Here is a 17,909-nt window from a genome sequence, read left to right on the forward strand (position 1 = left end):
GGATAGTAGTAACTGCTGATAGGAGTATTGTGGTCTCCTATATTTGCCGGATAAACTGTCATTTATCGAAATGAATATCCGGTTTAGACGTACAATGCTTCTTGCTAACCTTTCGCTGTTTCTTCAGATTGTCGAGAAAGGCAGTCTTGTATCCGCTGCACGTGACTCAGGCCTCTCCTCCAGTACAGTATCTGAGCGTCTTGCGGCCCTAGAAGCTCATTTTGGTGTCGTCTTGTTAAACCGAACCACGCGGGCGATCAGTCTCACCGACGAGGGGCGAACTCTGGTTGAGGGAGCCAAGTTGGTTCTTGGCGAAGTTGAGGACCTGGAGTCCCGTATCCGCTTGGGGGCGCAAACCCTTTCGGGAACGATACGGATTAGCGCACCCTGTGACCTTGGGAGGGCAATTGTAGCGCCCGAAATAGACCGTTTCTTACAGGACCATCCGGCGGTTTCGATAGAGTTGCTGCTGTCCGACGGCTATGTAGATACCGTTGGCCAAGGTATAGATGTCGCGTTGAGGTTTGGATCCATCACTGACAGTTCACTGCGGGTCAGAACCTTAGGCAGTAAGCAGCGTATTGTTTGTGCCTCTCCGGCCTACCTGGAAAAGTATGGCACTCCGAAAAAGCCTGAAGATTTAATAAGCCATAACTGCTTAGTAATGCGCTTTGGGGAGAATCTGGACAATAGCTGGCGCTTCAGAGAAGAGGTTAAAGGACAGAAAAGTGAAGTTTCAAGAGCGGTCACGGTGCGGGGAGACCGGATTACCAATGACGGTGAGCTAGCTCGACAGTGGTGCTTGAATGGACTTGGTATCATTTTGAAATCTGAGCTGGATGTCGGCTCGGATATCCGAGCTGGGAGGTTGGTTAGGTTGTTAAGCGAGTACACACCCTCCGCAATACCGCTGCAAATGCTCTTTCCACCGAGTCGCGCTCAGCCCAGACGTGTGGGTGAATTTGCAGATAGGTTGGCGCAGCGCTTTAAATCAATAGAAGTAGCTAATACTTAGTTCCTGAACGGATCTTATGGGAGTGCCGGAGTATTGAATATTTAGAAAATTTCAAAAACTTATATTTTTAGAAAACAGTTAACAGCTAAAAATATTTTTTTAATCTAAATTAAAAAAGGCCGCATGGGGGCGGCCGCAAGGGACTTATAGGAGAGTAGGAGAAAGACTTCTCCAGTAATCAAAAAAAGGTCGTCCTTGACCTACTTGATTACACCTCTGAAATTGCGCAAAGCGCAGAGTGACTTGTATTTCAGGGACTTTGCTGGCCGTGACCAGCGACGGCGCTTCCTTGCGCCGCATCAATCCGGCTATCCACTAATTAGCCGGATTAATAACTTAGAAATCGTACTTAACGGATGCAGAAAAAGTGCGGCCCGGAGCAGAGTTTACGTAGATATCACTGCCTTCCTCCCAGCCAGCTACATTCAGGTAGGGCACATACTCTTTGTCGAGTAGATTGTTGACGGCCAGGTTGAGAGACATCTGCTCCATCAACTGATAACCCAGCGTCCAGTCTACAGAGCCATAGCCTGGAGCTTCTGTTTCTCCTTCATTCACCCGATCCATACGGTCCGCCCAGCGTACCAGTACCTGGCTGGAAAGTTGTGCGCCTGTGTAGCTGGCACCAATGACACCGGAAAGCGGGCTGATACTGGTGAGGTATTCGCCGGTAGTGTCGTTTTCACCGCGTTGATAGCTGGCATTTGCAAATAGCTCGAACGCTGGAGAAAGGTACCAATTCGCACTTAACTCAACCCCTTTAATCGTCACTGAGTCGATGTTTTGGTATTGGTATTGCTCAAATACGTGAGAGAAGCTGCCATCATCGTTGAAGAAAGTTTCGCTGTTTATAAGTGCAGTTTCGAGGAAGTCATCATACTCGGTGTAGAAAGCGGCAGTGCTAAAGGCAATCGGACCCAGGTGTCCACGCAGACCAAGCTCGAAAGAGTCGCTGGTTTCTGGAGACAGGTCGTCAGCTGGCAGCACCTCGTAAGCATAGGTAGAGGTTGGTTGCAGGTAGTGCTCGATATAGGCCAAATCGTAGGCCGGCACTTTGAAACCCTGGCCGTACTGGGCGAAGGCAGACAAACGAGCGTTGAGTTTGTACAGGGCTCCCAGGTTGAAGGAGGTATTGCTTTCTTCAATTGTGGCAAAAGGAGTGCCGTCAGTTTTCTCAGCGCCGTTGGGGTCCATCTCGTACCAGTCGTAGCGTATCCCGGGGGTTACAACCAGCTGGCCATTGGCAAAAGTCATTTCGTCGTTCAGGAATAAGCCCGCGCGGGAAACTTCGTTTTCCGGGAATTTGTCAGTAGTCACGTCCATGGTGGAGCTGTCTTCCACTTCGCGGTACTGGTGTACGGTACGGCGGCTTTCGGTTTTTTCCAGGTCGAGGCCATATCCCAGGGTGTGAGTTTCGCTCAGGGTCTTGCTGGCATTGGAAAGGAAGCCAATGGTGTCTTGACGGTAAAGGCTGGTCTCCCACATATCACGGATTTCGAAAACACCGAACATAGGAGCATTGATGTCCAGCTGACCATATTGTTCGTCTTCCTGTTCGGATTTGTTTTGGTACAGGCTGATATTCAGTTGGTCATAGACTGCGCTTGGGGTTTCGCTGTGGTAACGCAGTTGGTAAGCGCGGACCTTTTTATCAGAAACCGATTCTTCCTTGACGATGTTGTAGCCGTAATCAGCTAGTCCGCGGAAATAGTGGAGCAGGCCATCGGCGCTGTCGCCGGTACTTTCCTGGTTCCAGTGATCGATGCTGAAGCTGATAAAGTCCTCACCACCAAGGCTGTACTTGGCCTTGTATAGCAAGCTCTTCGACTCAATTTCGAAGGGGTCCTGGCTCTCATTGAAATTTTGCTGCTCTTCTCCTTCGCGGAAGGTGGTATGCAGCAGTTGCTCAAAATTGCCGGTGCGCAAGGCAAGAGCAGGTGATATGTGTGATTGACTGGTAATACCTGTGTACCCGGTTTTGATCGCGCCGCCGAATTGCTCACCATCCTCCAGATAGTCGCTGGCATCTTTGGTAGTGAAGACCACGATGCCGGCGAGCGCATCAGAGCCATACAGGGAAGAGGCAGCACCCTTGGCGACTTCTACCTGCTTGAGGGTATCTATTTCGATAAAGCCGCGGCCGATGATGTCATTCTGGCCATCGGCCCCATAGCCTTCGTTAACCCGCATACCGTCTTTGATAATCAGTACCCGGTCGCCACCCATGCCGCGTACCAGAATGTTTTGTGCACTGCCCGCAGCGCCGGTTACTTCAACTCCGGGCTCGTATTGGAACAGCTGATTCATATCGTTCAGCTGAAGCTGTTCAATTTCATCGGTAGTGACAACAGAAACACTTCCTGCGACATCTTTTAGCGGCTTTTCCGCGCGGCCGCTGACCACGATCAGCTCCAGTTCGCTGTTGGCTGCCGAACCTGAAGTTTCGGCATGCAGGTTAGCGGCGGATGCCAGGCCGAGTAGGGCCGCTGCAATTGGGCGAAGTTTCATGGTGTTGTCCTTGAGGTAATTTCTGTACTTCTGCTCTGGTTGGTCGGCTGTGAAGGTGTGGGTACTCACCAATGGAGCCAATTGGGGGAGGATTATAGGGATGATTTTTATAATGTAAAGCCAAATGCGAATCACTATCAATTAGATTAAATTTGACGTTTAAAGGTAGTTCCGCTAGTTTCCGCGGCCATTGATACAGAGCGAAAGTGCTGGGCTGAGGAGGCTTGCAATGAATATTTCGATAATTGAGAACCTGATGGCCGATGTGGCTGATTTATTTATGGCCCCGGTATTGCTGGCGATTCTGGTCCTTTTTATCTACTCGCTTTACGCAACGGGACGCTTCATCTCTCTATGGATGCTGCGCCGGCGCAATGCTGTCGCTTACAGTTTGGCTCTGAAGCAAGGTCGGAAAGAGGGCCTTCCAGGCTACCAGGTGCACAATTATTACGTGCGACATCCTTTGGCATGTGATGACGAGCTGGAAGTTTTTGCACTTAAAAAATTGGAAATGCTACGCATGGTCACTCGTATCGCGCCCATGCTGGGCTTGATTGCCACCATGATCCCTATGGGGCCGGCGCTGCGTGCCTTGGCCGATGGCAATATCCAGGGTATCAGTGAAAACCTGATTATCGCTTTTGCTGCTGTGATCTGGGGTCTCGCGATTTCCACTCTGACCTTCTGGCCGGCCTCGGTAAAGAAGCGTTGGTTTGCCGCTGAGCTGATTAACATTCGCAAATTGAAGGAGGCCGCCTGATGCGCTTCCTGGATGAAGATGAAGAACTTAACCCGATTCTGAGTGCGGTTAACTTGATTGATGTCTTTCTGGTGATTATTGCCGCACTGCTCATCGCTATTGCACAAAACCCGTTAAACGTTTTTTCCAACGAAAAGGTCACGGTGATCAAGAATGCCGGTGAGCCCAATATGGAAGTTATTGTAAAAGATGGGGAAGAAATCAAGCAGTACAAATCCACCGGCGAAATTGGATCGGGAGAGGGCACTCGCGCGGGTGTTGCTTACCAGATGGCAGACGGCAGCCTGGTTTATGTGCCGGAAGGAAAAGAAGAGTCCGCAAAAGACAAGGCTGTAGGGGGTAAATAGTCATGTTGAAGAAGGTGTGCATGCAATTGGCATGCTTCATCGTAATAGCCTTCACTGCGATGATGGTGCAGGCCAGCGATAAGCCCAAAGTTTTGTTGATGATGTCCAGTCATACAGCGAAAGCCAAAGGGGAGCTGTTATCTGATTTGGCTGCAGATCAGCCGTTTACCCTGGAGATTTTTAATAGCAAAGGTAAGAGTGAAGAGCAAATAGCGCAGGCTTGGGGTTCCTCCAATTTGGTGATGCTAGATGGTATCAATCCGGCACTCTCCCAATTTATGTTTGGAAAATACCAACCTCTGCTAACCCAGTACCCCAAAGTGCCAGTGGTTTCCCTGGGAGATGCCGATAACGCCTCCATGAACCAGGGGCTGACCTCTGAACAGCACCAATCCATCGCTGCGTATTTCAATAATGCTGGGCGTCAGAACTACCGGCATTTGATGCAGTTCCTCTCCGCGGGAGTCTTTGGCCTTACAGAGCTGCCTGTAGCCGATCCTATTATTGTGCCCAAGGTAGGTTTTTATCATCCGCGCCTGCCAAATCTGGTGACTGACAGCGAAGGGGATTTCTTTAAGTGGCTGCAGGTATCAGGAGAGCAGCCGGTTATAGGTCTGGCTATCCATCGCTCAGTAGTGGATTACGAGCAGCAGCAGGTTGTAGATGCAATTTTGGCTGGTCTGGAAGAAAAAGGTGCTAAGGCTTTTGCCTTTTTCTTTGAAGGTGAGGACCTGCCGCTTTCCTACCCTGATTTATTACAGGACGAAGCAGGGCAAACACGTATTGATCTGATGATCAATTACCGCTCTCTCCATTATGTGAGTAAACGTCGCGCAGAGTTCAAAAAGCTGGGCGTTCCAGTTATTCACGCTCTGAACTATACCGAGGGTAGTGAAGCGGATTACCTTGCTGATAATAGTGGGGTTTCTCCTTCATTAACCCCATTCTTCCTGGTAATGCCTGAAGATACCGGCAGTATCGACCCGGTAATTGTTGCGGCAAGCGAAGATGGCAATAAGGTTGTGATGGCAGATCAGCTCAATGCGCTGGTGGAACGCGCGTGGAGCCATGCTTCTCTTGGCTATAAAAAAAATAGCCAGAAAAAGGTGGCTACCTTTATCTGGAACTACCCTCCCGGTGAGAAGAATATTGGTGCGGCCTTCCTCGATGTACCTTCCTCCATCGAGTCTATCGCCAAATCTATGGCGGAGCGTGGCTATCAAATAGAACAGCAGGACTCCAAGACCCTGATCGACTGGGCCGGCCAATTGCTACGCCCCTATTATCGTCGTGAAGACAGCACTGCGTTGATTGATAAAGGTTTGGCTGACTGGATGCCACTTTCCAGCTACGTCGATTGGTTTGATAGTTTGCCGGCCTCTGTGCGTGACCCCATTGTGGAGCGATGGGGTAAGCCGGAAGATAACGCCATGTTGGCAGACCATAATGGTGAGCGGGCGTTTGTGATCCCACGTATGACATTGGGTAACCTGATTGTCCTGCCACAGGGGGTGCGCGCGGATAATGCAAAAGACCATGCATCCCTGTATCACGATATGAAAACCCCGGTAAACCATGCCTACCTGGCGGTTTATCTCTACGCGCGCAAAACTTTCGGGGCCGATGCCTATATTCACTTGGGGACACATGGTTCCCAGGAATGGTTAACCGGTAAGGAGCGCGGGCTCTCTGTGTTCGACGCCCCAAATTTGGCTCTGGGTAATATCCCGGTATTTTATCCCTACATTATTGATAATGTAGGCGAGGCTATGCAGGCCAAGCGTCGCGGACGTGCGACTATGATCAGCCACCTGACACCGGGCTTCGCTAAAGCGGGTCTTTATGCTGAGGTGGCCGAACTCTCTGAGTTGATTGGTAATTACCTGATTCTGGAAGAAGGGCAAACCCGGCAGAATACCCAGGAGCGCATTATCGCCCTGGCGGACAAGCTGAATATGCTCAAGGATTTAGAAATCAGCGCTGAAACCCTGCGGGCTGATTTCGATGGCCAGCTCAGTCGTCTTCAGGACCACTTGGCCCAACTGGCTGAAATGAGCCAGCCACTGGGTATCCATCGTTTTGGTCAGCTGCCCAAGTCAGAGCATCTCACCAGCACCATGCTGCAAATGCTGGGTGAAAACTTTATCTCCGCCGCCGGCCAATATGAGAGCGACCAGAGCCTGAGTTTGCCGCAGGATCAGGTGCTGGATGAACGCAATGTAGTCGCCTTGGAAGCACAGCCGGGTTATCAGCTGTTAAATGCCTACCTGGCTGGCCGTAAGTTGCCAGAACTTTCTGAAGAGCTGCAAAATTACCTGCAGCAGGGCCGGGAGTATGCCGATAACTTTGCCGGTATCGCTGAGCTACAAAACCTGATGCTGGCGCTCGACGGTGAGTACATTCCGGTGAGCTATGGGGGTGACCCTATTCGCAACCCGCAGGCAGTGCCTACCGGTCGCAACCTCATTGGATTCAACCCTGCCAAAGTGCCGTCCAAGGAGGCTTATGAGGCCGGCGTTCAACTGATGGAACAAACCATTGCCGACTATCGGGAAAAACACGGCCGTTTCCCGGATAAGCTGGCATTCTCCCTTTGGTCCCTGGAGACGATGCGCCACCAAGGTGCGTTGGAAGCGCAAATACTGCATGCGCTGGGTCTCAAGCCCAAATGGAATCAGCAGGGCAATGTTACTGGAACTGAGGTGATTCCCTATTCAGAGTTAAAGCGCCCTCGTATCGATGTGGTGATCTCTGCTACGGGCCTTTACCGCGATGCTTTCCCTAATGTGATGCTGTGGCTGGCGGAAGCCATCGATAAAGTGGCGCAGATGAAGGAGGAGAACAACTTTGTTTATCGCCACAGTCAGGCCTTACTGCAACAGCTAAAGGAAGAGGGCAGCTCCGAGGAGGATGCCCGCTATCTTTCCTCCGTGCGTATTTTCTCCAATGAAAGTGGCAATTACGGTACCGGCCTGAATGGTGCCAGCCTGGCTTCCGACAGCTGGGAGACAGACGACAAGCTGGCCGATCTGTATATGCGCCGCATGGGGTTTGCCTATGGCAAGGATGAGTCCCGTTGGAGCGAGGACCAGCGTAATGTTGCACTTTATGGCAAGGTGCTTTCCGGTACTGATGGGGTCATTTTCTCACGTTCCACCAACCTCTACGCGATGATGACCAATGACGATCCTTTCCAGTACTTTGGTGGTATGGGGCTAGCGGTGCGCAATCTCGACGGTAAGACGCCAGAGATGTACGTATCCAATCTGCGCCGTAAGGACAACATTAAAACCCAGACCCTGGGAGAGTTTGTCAATCAGGAAATGCGCAGCCGTTACTTCCATCCCCGCTGGATTGAGGCGATGCAGGAATCCGGCTATGCCGGCGCAACGGCAATTCTGGATCGCGTGAACAACATGTGGGGCTGGGAGGTGATGACCCCGGAAACCATTCGCGACGACCAATGGCAGGAGATGTTTGAAGTCTACGTGGATGATAAATACCAAATGGATATGCGTGAGTTCTTTGAGGAGCACAATGCGGAAGCCTTGGCGCAAATGCTGGAGCGCATGCTGGAAGCCGTGCGAAAGGGTTACTGGCCTGCCGATGCAGAAACGCTAAGGAAAATGGTTGAGACTTACACCGAACTCGCCAACCAGCACGACGTAGCAACAGACAATGAAAAATTTACTGATTTTGTGAATCAGCAGGCCCTTGGATTTGGTCTTGCCACGCTTGTAAGTGGCCAGACGGTAGATAATGTCGCTAACAGCGCTCCCGCGTCTCAGCAAGTAAGTGGGCAGAAACTAGAAGAAGTAAAAGAGCCAGCAGCTCAGGATAAGCCCCAGGACTTCTTGTGGTTATTACTGTTGGCAATTGTTATCACCGGATTTATTAGCGTATTTTTTGAGCGCTTTTTTGAGGAGGGAGGGCAGCGAGTGACCCATGCCTAGGCATTGGGCATTACCCTAGGCAATAAAAGCCAATCCTAAAGTCACTTTTTGATCAGTTAAGGCCAGCAATTCTTACCAGCGTTGCTGGCTTTTTTCTTTTTTGGTAAAAAAATTTTTGAGCCAATGTTGTTGTCATTTTTCAGGAACCTGTCGATATTTTTTCCTATCCAGCAGGTAAAGTCAGAGAACGCTCACAGGCTACCCATACGGGGATGACATTTTTGTGAAATATTTCTGAAAAATTAATTGCGTGGAAATTAGCATTAAGCGTCTCAGCATAGTGGTCCATGTTAAGAAAGGTTAAGTCTCGATTTTGGTGTAGCTCATTAAGTAATCAGCACTATTGGGATTTTCTCTGAACTAACATAAATATTTTGCAGTGAGAAGCTAATGAGAAAAATAATTCCACTGATTGCTCTCCTTTGTGCGGGAGGGTATTTCTTCTGGGCAAAGAGTCAAACAGATAGCCCACAACCGATTACTGAAAAACCAGTCTCACCTCCCTCCAAGAAAATTGTTCCAACTGAAACTAAATCCACTGAAGAAGTGGTAGAGATGCCTTCCGTCAATGAGCAAGAGGCGAACCCTGGTAGTGCCTTGATGTGGGCAGAATCGGATGTCGCAAGGCAGGTTTTACATGAATCAGGACGCTTGCCGATCGATTTAAATGGAGAGACATATCTTGAGGTCGATGTAGAAGCTCTAAAGAATTTATCAATTGGAGACTATGTCGATATAGAAATGCCTGGAGTGAAGGGAAGCTTCGATGCCCAGGTGGATAAAGTCCAGGAGCATGCCAGTGGTAATAAAAGTGTGCAAATGAACTTGCCCGGTTATGGCAGCGTGTATTTTGTAAATTTCACAATTGGCAAGAACTCGGTTTATGGCAATTTAACATTGCCTTCAGGCTCATACTCCCTAGAGGCGCAGGGAAATTATGCCTGGGTGGCCTCGAAAAAAGATCTAACCAGGAGTCACTTGGAGGAAGAGGTAAAATTAAAGTGAGAATTTATCTATTGTTGGGGCAGGAGTTTTCTGACCTGGCTAACAGCAAAGGGAGTGCTGTTTGAGGTACCTGTTACTGCCAGAAGCAATTGCTTTTACAGGTGGAGAAGAGAGCAGGGAGTAATCTGTTTTCCAGTTAGGGCAAGTAAATTTTGTGATTCGATCAGTTTAACTGAAGATGTAACCGGTTTCATTGGTCCGATTGCAAAGATTGGGGTAAATAATTTAATAATAAAAGGAACTGCTATGAAGCTAAGAAATAGTTTGGCTGCCGCAATAACGGCTCTCACCATCTCTGGGGCGGCAAGTGCGGAGACGATAAAAATTGCGGTTTGGTATACCGATCCTGCGGCTCAGTATACCGGGGATATTTCCGTAATGGTCGATAATCTGATCAGTACCTCTAACCGTATCTACGAAAATAATGGTCTGGATATTCAGCTGGAATTGGTAGACTCTAGAGAATATTCCAAAGAAGATCTCCTCATTAATGGGGACAACCTCAATGAATTTTCTGGCTTAGCTGAGTACTTTGCCCAGGATAGTACGCCGACCTACGATGAAATTGCGCAAGTTGCTCCCGGCCCAGTTGGGGTGCAGCGTCAACTTTTTGAGGCCGATATGGTTGCTCTGTTAGGCAAGGGAGAACCAGTTTGGGAAGATGGGAATTTTCTTGGTACTCGTTGTGGGGTAGCCTGGGGCGGAATAGGTAGTCGCGGTGTTATGGACCCTAGTGCCAAGCGCTTGGCCTATAGTTTGACCGCAGTTGATTGTGGGGGTACTGATCTTACATTTATTCATGAGTTGGGTCACAACATGGGACTGACTCATTCTCGCCAACAGGGTGATACCAGTGGTTATGTTTACCGCTGGGGGCTTGGCTACGGTGTAAATAACAGCTTCTCCACTATTATGGCGTATCCGTCAGCATTTGGAAGCGCTGAAAGACTGGATACATTTTCTGATCCAGACAAACTCTGCAACGGGTTACCGTGTGGCGAGAGAAATCGAGCTGATGCTCACAGAGCATTGGAGCCGATTATTGATGATGTAGCTGGCTATTATTAATCTACTTTTACTTTCTTGATCTGTTAAGAAGTTATTGACCGTTAACTCCATTGTTTTGGGGAGGGCTTTGCCCTCCCTTTTTTTGTTCTCTTGCTTTTTGCGTGGCTTGTTTTACAGGTGTTTTTTATCTTTTGGCGCAATTGATTGGCTTTCTTTTTTTGGTTATAACTTTATAACCATTTAAAGTCGTTAAGTGGATGAACTTCTCAATATTTTTAAGGGCCGATATTTGTTAGTTGCGATAAAGTTTGCAGTTTTTTTAAGATTTTGCGGCTGGCTCCAATTTTGCTTATTTTTCTTATCTGTGAAGTGTTTTCAAAAAAATATTTTGAGGTCTTGATACCATTCTTCGTCTGAAGCTGGTTGGGTGCGTTGAACGTTAGGTGCCGTGAACGTGGGTGGTGAATTGCCTGAGGCGGAATGAGTGGTCGCGGTGTTGTGGATCCAGCGCTAAGTGCCTGGTCTATAGTTTGACCTGAATTGATAGTGGGGCTACCTATCTTACGTTTATTTATGAGTTGGGCTACAACATAGGGCTGACTTATTCTTGTCATCCAAGTGATGCTATTGGTTATGTTTACAGCTGGAGGCTAAGCTGCAGTGTAAATAACAGCTTCTCCACCATCATGGTGTATCCACAATATACGGAAGCGCTGAACAACTGGATGCATTTTTAAACCCGGATGAAATCTGCAAAGGGTTACTGTGTGGCGAAAAAAATCGAGCTGGTGCTCACAGAGTATTGAGGCCAATTATTGATGATGTAGACGGCCATTGTTGATCTAATTTTACTCTCTTGATTTGTTAAGAAAGTACTGACTGTTAATTCTGTTATTCCAAGGAGGGCTTTGCCCTCCTTTTTTTGTTCTATTTTTCTGCCTGGTTTATTTTGCAAGTACCTTTTCTATCTTTTAGTGTAATTAATTCGATCTTTTTTTGGTTATAAATATATAACCGTTTAGGGTTGTTAAGTGGATGAACTTCTCAATATTTTTATGAGCCCATGTTTGCTGGTTGCGATGCGGTTTGCAGTTTTTTAAGCTTGGTTTTTATGATTTTACTTTGATCATTTTTATTTTTTTCTCATCTGTGAATTATTTTCAAAAAAATTTTTGAGGTCTTGATACCATTCGTCGTCTGAATCTGGTCGGGTGCGTTGGATGTTGGGTAGTGAAATTTCCTGGCTGAAAATTACGGGAATTTATTACTTCTGGAAGGTGGGGTTTCAGAAGTTTTATTTTAATAAGTGAATTTTGGGGTGTGAGCCGTGAAAAAGTTGATATTTCCTATTTTGGTGGTCTTGCTGGGAGCTGGATATTATTTTTGGCCTAAAGGGCAGTCTAATACTGAAAGACAGGTCGCAAAAGTTTCAGAGCCTAAGATATCTATTGATAGAGCTCCTGTAGAGGACTCCTTAGATGAAGTTGTTGAAGGTGAGGCGCCTGCAATGGATGAGCCTCTAGAAGAAGTTGAAAGTATTCTTTGGGAGGAGTCAGAATTGGCCAAGCAGGTTCTTCATGAGAATGGTCGCCTGCCAAAAGATCTTAAGGGTGAAACCTATCTTGAGCTTAACGTGGATATGTTGAGGAGTTTAGAGATAGGCGAGTATGTTGATATGGATCTTCCCGGTGTGGAGGGTGACTACGATGCACAGGTGGGCAATATCCAACAGCACGCAAGCGGAAACAAAAGTTTGGAATTAAATTTTCCGGGGCATGCAGGTCTGTTTGGGGCCACAATAACGCTAGGAAAGGATGTGGTCTATGCTCAGCTGAACCTACCGTCGGGCTCTTACACTATGGAGGCGCAAGATGGTTTTGCATGGATTGCGCCTAATGGTGCGTTAATACAAGGTCATGTAGAAAAAGGTGACCTACGTAGAAAGCCATCCTCTCAAGGAAAAAAGTTGGAAGGCGGAGATCTTTTAGTAGAGGATGAGCTGTAAAGAATCTAAAGGTGAGGGACATATAGTTTCGAATCTTTAGGTCGACAAGGGATATGTCTAGATGTAGCCCATAATTACCAAGAGTTTATTTTCTCGGTAGGTTAGGAAAAAAGGATAATTTCTTTTTGGGTTAGGGTGCAAAAGCACGTTTTTTGGCTGTTAATATATTTCTCTAACTGACAAAAAAAGCACGTGCATTAATAATATAAAAAGGAAGACTATAATGAGTCTCAAAAAAAGTTTAGCTGCTGCTGTTGCAGTTGCTTCAGTTTCCGCCTATGTGAATGCTGAAACTGTAGATGTTGGTATCGTATATACAGATCAAGCGGCAGCTTATACTGGCGATATTTCTGCAAAAATTGATCAGTATATTGCTTATGCCAATAACTCTTTTAAAAATAACCTTGTTGATATCCAGTTAAACTTGGTAGGCACAGCGAGAACTTCTACAGATCGACGCCCTACAGAAAGTGACATCGATACTATCACCGCGAGTAGCAGCTACCAGAACTGGCGTGCCTCAAAAAATGCGGATATGATAATTTTGCTGGGTATGGCCGAAACTGATGGTCGTTATACAACTTGTGGTATCGCCTGGGTTGGTCAAGGTAGCAATGGCACAATGTATGCTTCTACCCGTGATGAAGCTTATAGCATTACTGCCGTAGACTGTGGCTACAATACTTTTGTCCATGAGCTTGGTCACAATATGGGCTTGAGTCATTCTACTGCTCAGCAAGGTACTCCTGGTGTGTACTCCTATGGCTATGGCCACGGTGTACAAAATAGGTTTACTACGATTATGGCTTATCCGCATGTATTCGGTACTACAACCCAGTTTGATATTTTCTCAGATCCGGATTGGGTAGCCTGTGATGGTTTACCTTGTGGTGAAAGAAGAAACGGTGTTGATATCTCAAACGCATACCGTGCAATTGGCCCGATCGTAGACGATATTGCTGGTTATTACTAATCGGTTAATTTATCTCGCTGGATCATTTCATGTAAGCGCCTGTTAACACCCAGGTGTCTATATGCATTTAGTCTCACAGGCTAAAAGAAAACCAGGAGATCTTCTCCTGGTTTTCTGCTGTAAAAAAAGTTATTTAAAAATGAAATACTGATTGGGTAGCACGATACTATTTCTTTATTGGCTCCAATAAAAATAATATTAATTAACGCAAATACAAACAGTACTAAAAATCCTATCCCAACAGAAATCAAGATGGTACAAACAATAAAAATCCCCTGACTTATTTGTCGTGTACAACATCGACTGGCCCGTGATCATCGCAGTGATCCCCGTGGACATGGTGTAATCGCCCTTCCACGAGGTAATCAAAGTGGTCGCCATGGGGGATACGTTCGTGCCCACAGTCCTCCCCATGCACGTGGGTTGCGTGAGTGGCGGTCTTAACTGGATTGCAGGCATCTGGGTTTCTCTTGCTTATTTCCAGTACATGTTCATCGTAGTGACCCTGATGAGGGTGATGCAGATGCCCGTCATGTACATAACATACGTGGTCGCCGTGCTGGATGGCGGCATGGCCGCAGTGGGGGCCGTGTTTGTGGGAGTGGTTGTGTGCCTGCTGGCAGTGATTGTTGGCCATAACAGATCCTCGTATGAGATGGTGCTCAGGGCTCTTAGCATCTACTCACTAAATAGACAGCCGGATACCACCGGGTCACGTCCATTCATTAGGTGCTTAATAAGAACTGTAGGAATGCCGGTGATCTCTTTCAAAGGGATAGTTGCTGATTTACTTTTCTAAGCTCGGCGCTGCCTGGGCATTCTGGCCAAATACGTGAGCCCTCTAGTAAGCGGTGTGACTATCGTTATAGATTTGACCTCAAATGCAGCTTGCAATCGATTGCATTGGCGGATTATAGTCATCATCGCGGTGTCGTCTCACAGGACAGGTTTGGCTGGGTTTTGCAATCGATTGCATTGTTGTGCCGGCCACCAACACCAATAAATCAGATAAGAATGACGATGAGAGGGAAGTGTTGATGAATAAGAAACCTCTGGCGCGAGCAGTCTCCCTGGCGGCAGTATCACTTGGCTTCTGTAGTATCGCGATCGCCCAAGAAGCTGTTTCTCCAAGCAGTGATGAAAATCTAGTGATGGAAGAGGTGATTACTACGGGTACCCCAGGTGGTTCCGGTATGCGCAAGCTGGATGCCAGCTTCTCAATCACCACTCTGAGTGACGATGAAATAGGTAAAGCCTCCCCATCAAGTACTGCGGATTTGTTGAAGTCCATCCCAGGCCTTTGGGTTGAAAGTTCTGGTGGTGTGTCTGGTGCGAACATTGATGTTCGAGGCTTTCCTGGTGGCAGCGATGCACCGTTTGTTACGGTTTCTATGAATGGTTTGCCGTTATATCCGGCTCCGACACTCTCTTTCATGGAAAATTCCTCCTTGTTCCGTGTGGATGAGACCATCCAGCGTGTAGAAGGCCTGCGCGGTGGACCCAATCCGGTATATTCCAATGGCCAGCCTGGTCTTACTACCAACTTTATTCTGAAAGAGGGTACTGAAGAGACCGAGGGCCGCTTTAAGTACACCACCTCTGATTATGATCTTCAGAGGGCGGATGCCCTCCTGACGGGGAAGCTCAGCGAAGATGTGTACTTCATGATGGGCGGCTATGTGAGCTCTTCTCCCGGCATTCGCGATGCTGGCTTTGATGCCGAGGAAGGCCACCAGTTTACCTTGCACCTCACCAAGGAAATGGATAATGGCAAAGCCGGTTTCTATATACGCGATACCAAAGATACCGGCACCTGGTACCTGCCAAATGCCTCTTTTTTGGCAACTGATTACACTCAAGTTGGTCCCAGCAATCGCAAGGTTTCAGTACCTGTTTCCCAGGCCGACGGGAATGGTGGCTCAGAAACAAGCTGGGAAACCTTCGATATGGGTGAAGGGCGTGGCTGGGATGGCAGCGTAGCCGGTGCCTACCTTGAGCTGGACCTGGGTAATGGATGGAGTCTTACTGAAAGATTTGGACTTACCAGTGGCAATGCCGACACCCTGGGCTTTGTGCCCAATGGAGGTCCGGTCTCAATCGGTGATCTGCGATACACCGATGGTACAGCTGTAACTTCAGCTACTACAGTGTCTGGGGCAGAAGTCAGCGACGATACCCTGTTACAACAGTTTGGCGCCTGGGTAGTGCGGAAGGATATCGAGGCAACTACCAACGATATCAGCCTGTCCAAAGAATGGGACAGCTTCAAGGTTACAGCGGGCTATTATACCTCTAGCTGGGAAGTAGACGAGTGGTGGTCCCTTGGAAATCAGGATTACTATGTACTTGGTCACGATGGCGAGCAAATTGCGGAAGATATCTCCTGTGATGATGAGGAGCTGGATCCCATCCTCTGCTGGAGCTACGACCTTGAAGCTGTGGGTGATGCCCGCGAAAACGCCTTTTATCTCGCCAGTGAATTCTACCTAGGTGATTTTACTTTCGACTTAGGGGTTCGTTCCGCCAACCGTGAGACCAATTACTCCGTTGACGATGGAGAGCGCAATGGGGTCTTTACCACTTACAAGGCGGATGAAGATGGATTCGCCTACACCGCTGCAGTGGATTGGGCCTTTGCGGAAAATATGGGAACTTTCTTCCGAATTAATTCCGGCTTTAAATTCGCGGACTTTGATAACTATCGCGAGTTTGGTGGGAGCTTCCTTGCCGGTTCCGATCTAATCATCGACATCGACCAGTACGAGCTGGGCTACAAATTGCAGGACCAAGACTACTCGCTGTTTGCCACGCTCTTCTACAATGAAACCCAGGGTATGCCAGACTGCATTATTGGTAGTACCACTTGTACCCGCCTGGAAACAGAAGCCCTAGGCCTTGAGTTGGATGGTAAAGCCCATTGGGGTGATTTTACATTAGGCCTGAATGCAACCCTGCAAAAGCCGGAGATCACCAGTGGGGACTTTAAAGGTAATCAGGTGATGCGCCAGCCCGAATACCAGGTTCGCCTGAGCCAGAACTATGATTTTACCATTAACAACATTGATATGGCTGTTTTTGGAGGAATCAGTCGGGTAGGTGACCGCTTCAACGATAGCGAAAACTCAGTAACTCTACCCGGTTATACGAAAGTAGACTTGGGGGCCGTAGCCTATCTCAATGATATTACCGTACAACTGGCGGTGGATAATTTGACTGATGAGGATGGCATTACTGAAGGTGATCCCCGTGATCCCCTTGCTTCCAATGTTCGCTATATTTTGCCGCGTAATATCAAGCTAAGCGTGGCCTACGATTTTTAATCCCATACCTCTCCCAAAGGTATTTTAAGCTTTGCCGCACGAACTCCAGCGTGCGGCTTTTTTGTATCTCTCCATCGGGCACCCTTTCGACTTACCTTCCTGATAAGTAACAACTAGTGCCATCGCGCTCTTTTTTGGATGCCTTTGCCTAAATTGGTTTCCCGCCTGTATAAAAGTAATATAAGTTTCACGCCCTTTTGGGATATGAAATAGATAGACAGGAATCTTATACTATCTGTGTTTGTTATTTACTGTAATTGAATCATCAAAAATAGAGTCCATTTTTGTGATGAAATATGAGGTTTCTCTGGGGTGAAAAGCTTGAATTGTGCCTCTTAGAGGGGGTTCTTCTTATATGCACAAGTCAGATCAATTAGCAGAACCATCACTAGGTTGTTGTTATGCTGGTTGCTATCCTTCAGATAGCTATTTAAATGTTATTCACCCATGGTGCTAAAACAATAAAAATAAAATTATACGTTCCCACCGAGAATGGGAGTTATATTTATGAGCACGATGGTATCAATGCGCCTGCAATTCATAGTGCGGTGAGAATCAACCCTGATAATGGAGAGATATTCATAGTACTTAGTAGTGGTGACGTTAACCTGGCATCGAAGCTAGGATATCACTGGACCCTCTGGCAAACAGGCTACCCGGATTTTTCTCTATCGAAAGAGCCCTTCATATTTCTTTGGGTCTATTCTCTATTGGATTACTATTAATTTTAATATTTTTTTTAAAGAATTTTATAGCTGCTAGGAAAAATAAAGGGTCTGAAGCTGCGTATAAAATTAATGGCGAAGTGCTGAAGTAGGTGTTCAAATTTTACGCCTTGCAGAGGATATTTTGCGTAGGTTTTTAATTGATATAAGCACTTTCAAAAATTGCCTTCAAGACTTGAAATAGAAATATATTTTGTTGGAAGTTTATTTTTAAATGCTGATACTGTTTTTAGTAGTGAAACAATGAATTTAAAGATTGGTGGATTTTCTATATAGGATAATTATAATTT

The 17,909-nt window shown here is 47.2% G+C and carries 11 protein-coding genes; 9 read left to right on the forward strand and 2 right to left on the reverse strand.

The genetic code is table 11. The annotated features are described in order from the left end of the window. Positions 1-94 precede the first annotated feature (94 nt). Complete coding sequence (locus ACJJJB_RS05660; protein WP_445365865.1) at positions 95-1,015, forward strand: LysR family transcriptional regulator; 921 nt, start codon at positions 95-97, stop codon at positions 1,013-1,015. Positions 1,016-1,351: 336 nt separating this feature from the next. Here the strand turns inward: ACJJJB_RS05660 and ACJJJB_RS05665 are convergent, their stop codons facing one another. Then, positions 1,352-3,523 carry a TonB-dependent hemoglobin/transferrin/lactoferrin family receptor gene (locus tag ACJJJB_RS05665; protein WP_445365866.1) on the reverse strand — a complete coding sequence of 724 codons (2,172 nt, stop codon included), beginning with the start codon at positions 3,521-3,523 and terminating at the stop codon, positions 1,352-1,354. Between the two features lie 229 nt (positions 3,524-3,752). Between ACJJJB_RS05665 and ACJJJB_RS05670 the strand changes: the two genes are divergently transcribed. From ACJJJB_RS05670 to ACJJJB_RS05700, 7 genes are all read left to right on the forward strand, one after another. Further along, on the forward strand, positions 3,753-4,283 hold the full coding sequence (locus ACJJJB_RS05670) for a MotA/TolQ/ExbB proton channel family protein (RefSeq protein WP_020414950.1): 531 nt from the start codon (positions 3,753-3,755) through the stop codon (positions 4,281-4,283). Continuing rightward, positions 4,283-4,630, forward strand: coding sequence for a DUF2149 domain-containing protein (locus ACJJJB_RS05675; protein WP_020414951.1), 348 nt, complete (start codon positions 4,283-4,285; stop codon positions 4,628-4,630). Before ACJJJB_RS05670 ends, ACJJJB_RS05675 begins: the two co-directional genes overlap by 1 nt. 2 nt (positions 4,631-4,632) lie before the next feature. Next, positions 4,633-8,583, forward strand: coding sequence for a cobaltochelatase subunit CobN (gene cobN, locus ACJJJB_RS05680; RefSeq protein WP_445365867.1), 3,951 nt, complete (start codon positions 4,633-4,635; stop codon positions 8,581-8,583). 390 nt (positions 8,584-8,973) lie between these two features. Next, positions 8,974-9,588, forward strand: coding sequence for a protease inhibitor BamI-like protein (locus tag ACJJJB_RS05685; RefSeq protein ID WP_445365868.1), 615 nt, complete (start codon positions 8,974-8,976; stop codon positions 9,586-9,588). A 246-nt stretch (positions 9,589-9,834) separates the two neighbouring features. Beyond that, the gene (locus ACJJJB_RS05690; protein WP_444901797.1) at positions 9,835-10,656 is read left to right on the forward strand and encodes a reprolysin-like metallopeptidase; all 822 of its coding nucleotides are present in this window, start codon (positions 9,835-9,837) and stop codon (positions 10,654-10,656) included. 1,267 nt (positions 10,657-11,923) lie between these two features. After that, positions 11,924-12,601 (forward strand): protease inhibitor BamI-like protein, encoded by a 678-nt coding sequence (locus ACJJJB_RS05695; RefSeq protein ID WP_445365869.1) that lies wholly within the window; start codon positions 11,924-11,926, stop codon positions 12,599-12,601. 223 nt (positions 12,602-12,824) lie between these two features. Then, positions 12,825-13,574 carry a M12 family metallo-peptidase gene (locus ACJJJB_RS05700; RefSeq protein ID WP_444901795.1) on the forward strand — a complete coding sequence of 250 codons (750 nt, stop codon included), beginning with the start codon at positions 12,825-12,827 and terminating at the stop codon, positions 13,572-13,574. Positions 13,575-13,854: 280 nt separating this feature from the next. Here the strand turns inward: ACJJJB_RS05700 and ACJJJB_RS05705 are convergent, their stop codons facing one another. After that, positions 13,855-14,211, reverse strand: a complete 357-nt coding sequence (locus ACJJJB_RS05705; RefSeq protein WP_083922811.1) for a hypothetical protein — start codon at positions 14,209-14,211, stop codon at positions 13,855-13,857. A gap of 400 nt (positions 14,212-14,611) precedes the next feature. Between ACJJJB_RS05705 and ACJJJB_RS05710 the strand changes: the two genes are divergently transcribed. Further along, entirely contained in the window at positions 14,612-16,894 is a 2,283-nt protein-coding gene (locus tag ACJJJB_RS05710; RefSeq protein ID WP_282950963.1) for a TonB-dependent receptor, read from the forward strand. The last annotated feature ends 1,015 nt before the right edge of the window (positions 16,895-17,909 follow it).

It is taken from the genome of Microbulbifer variabilis (genome assembly GCF_052468405.1).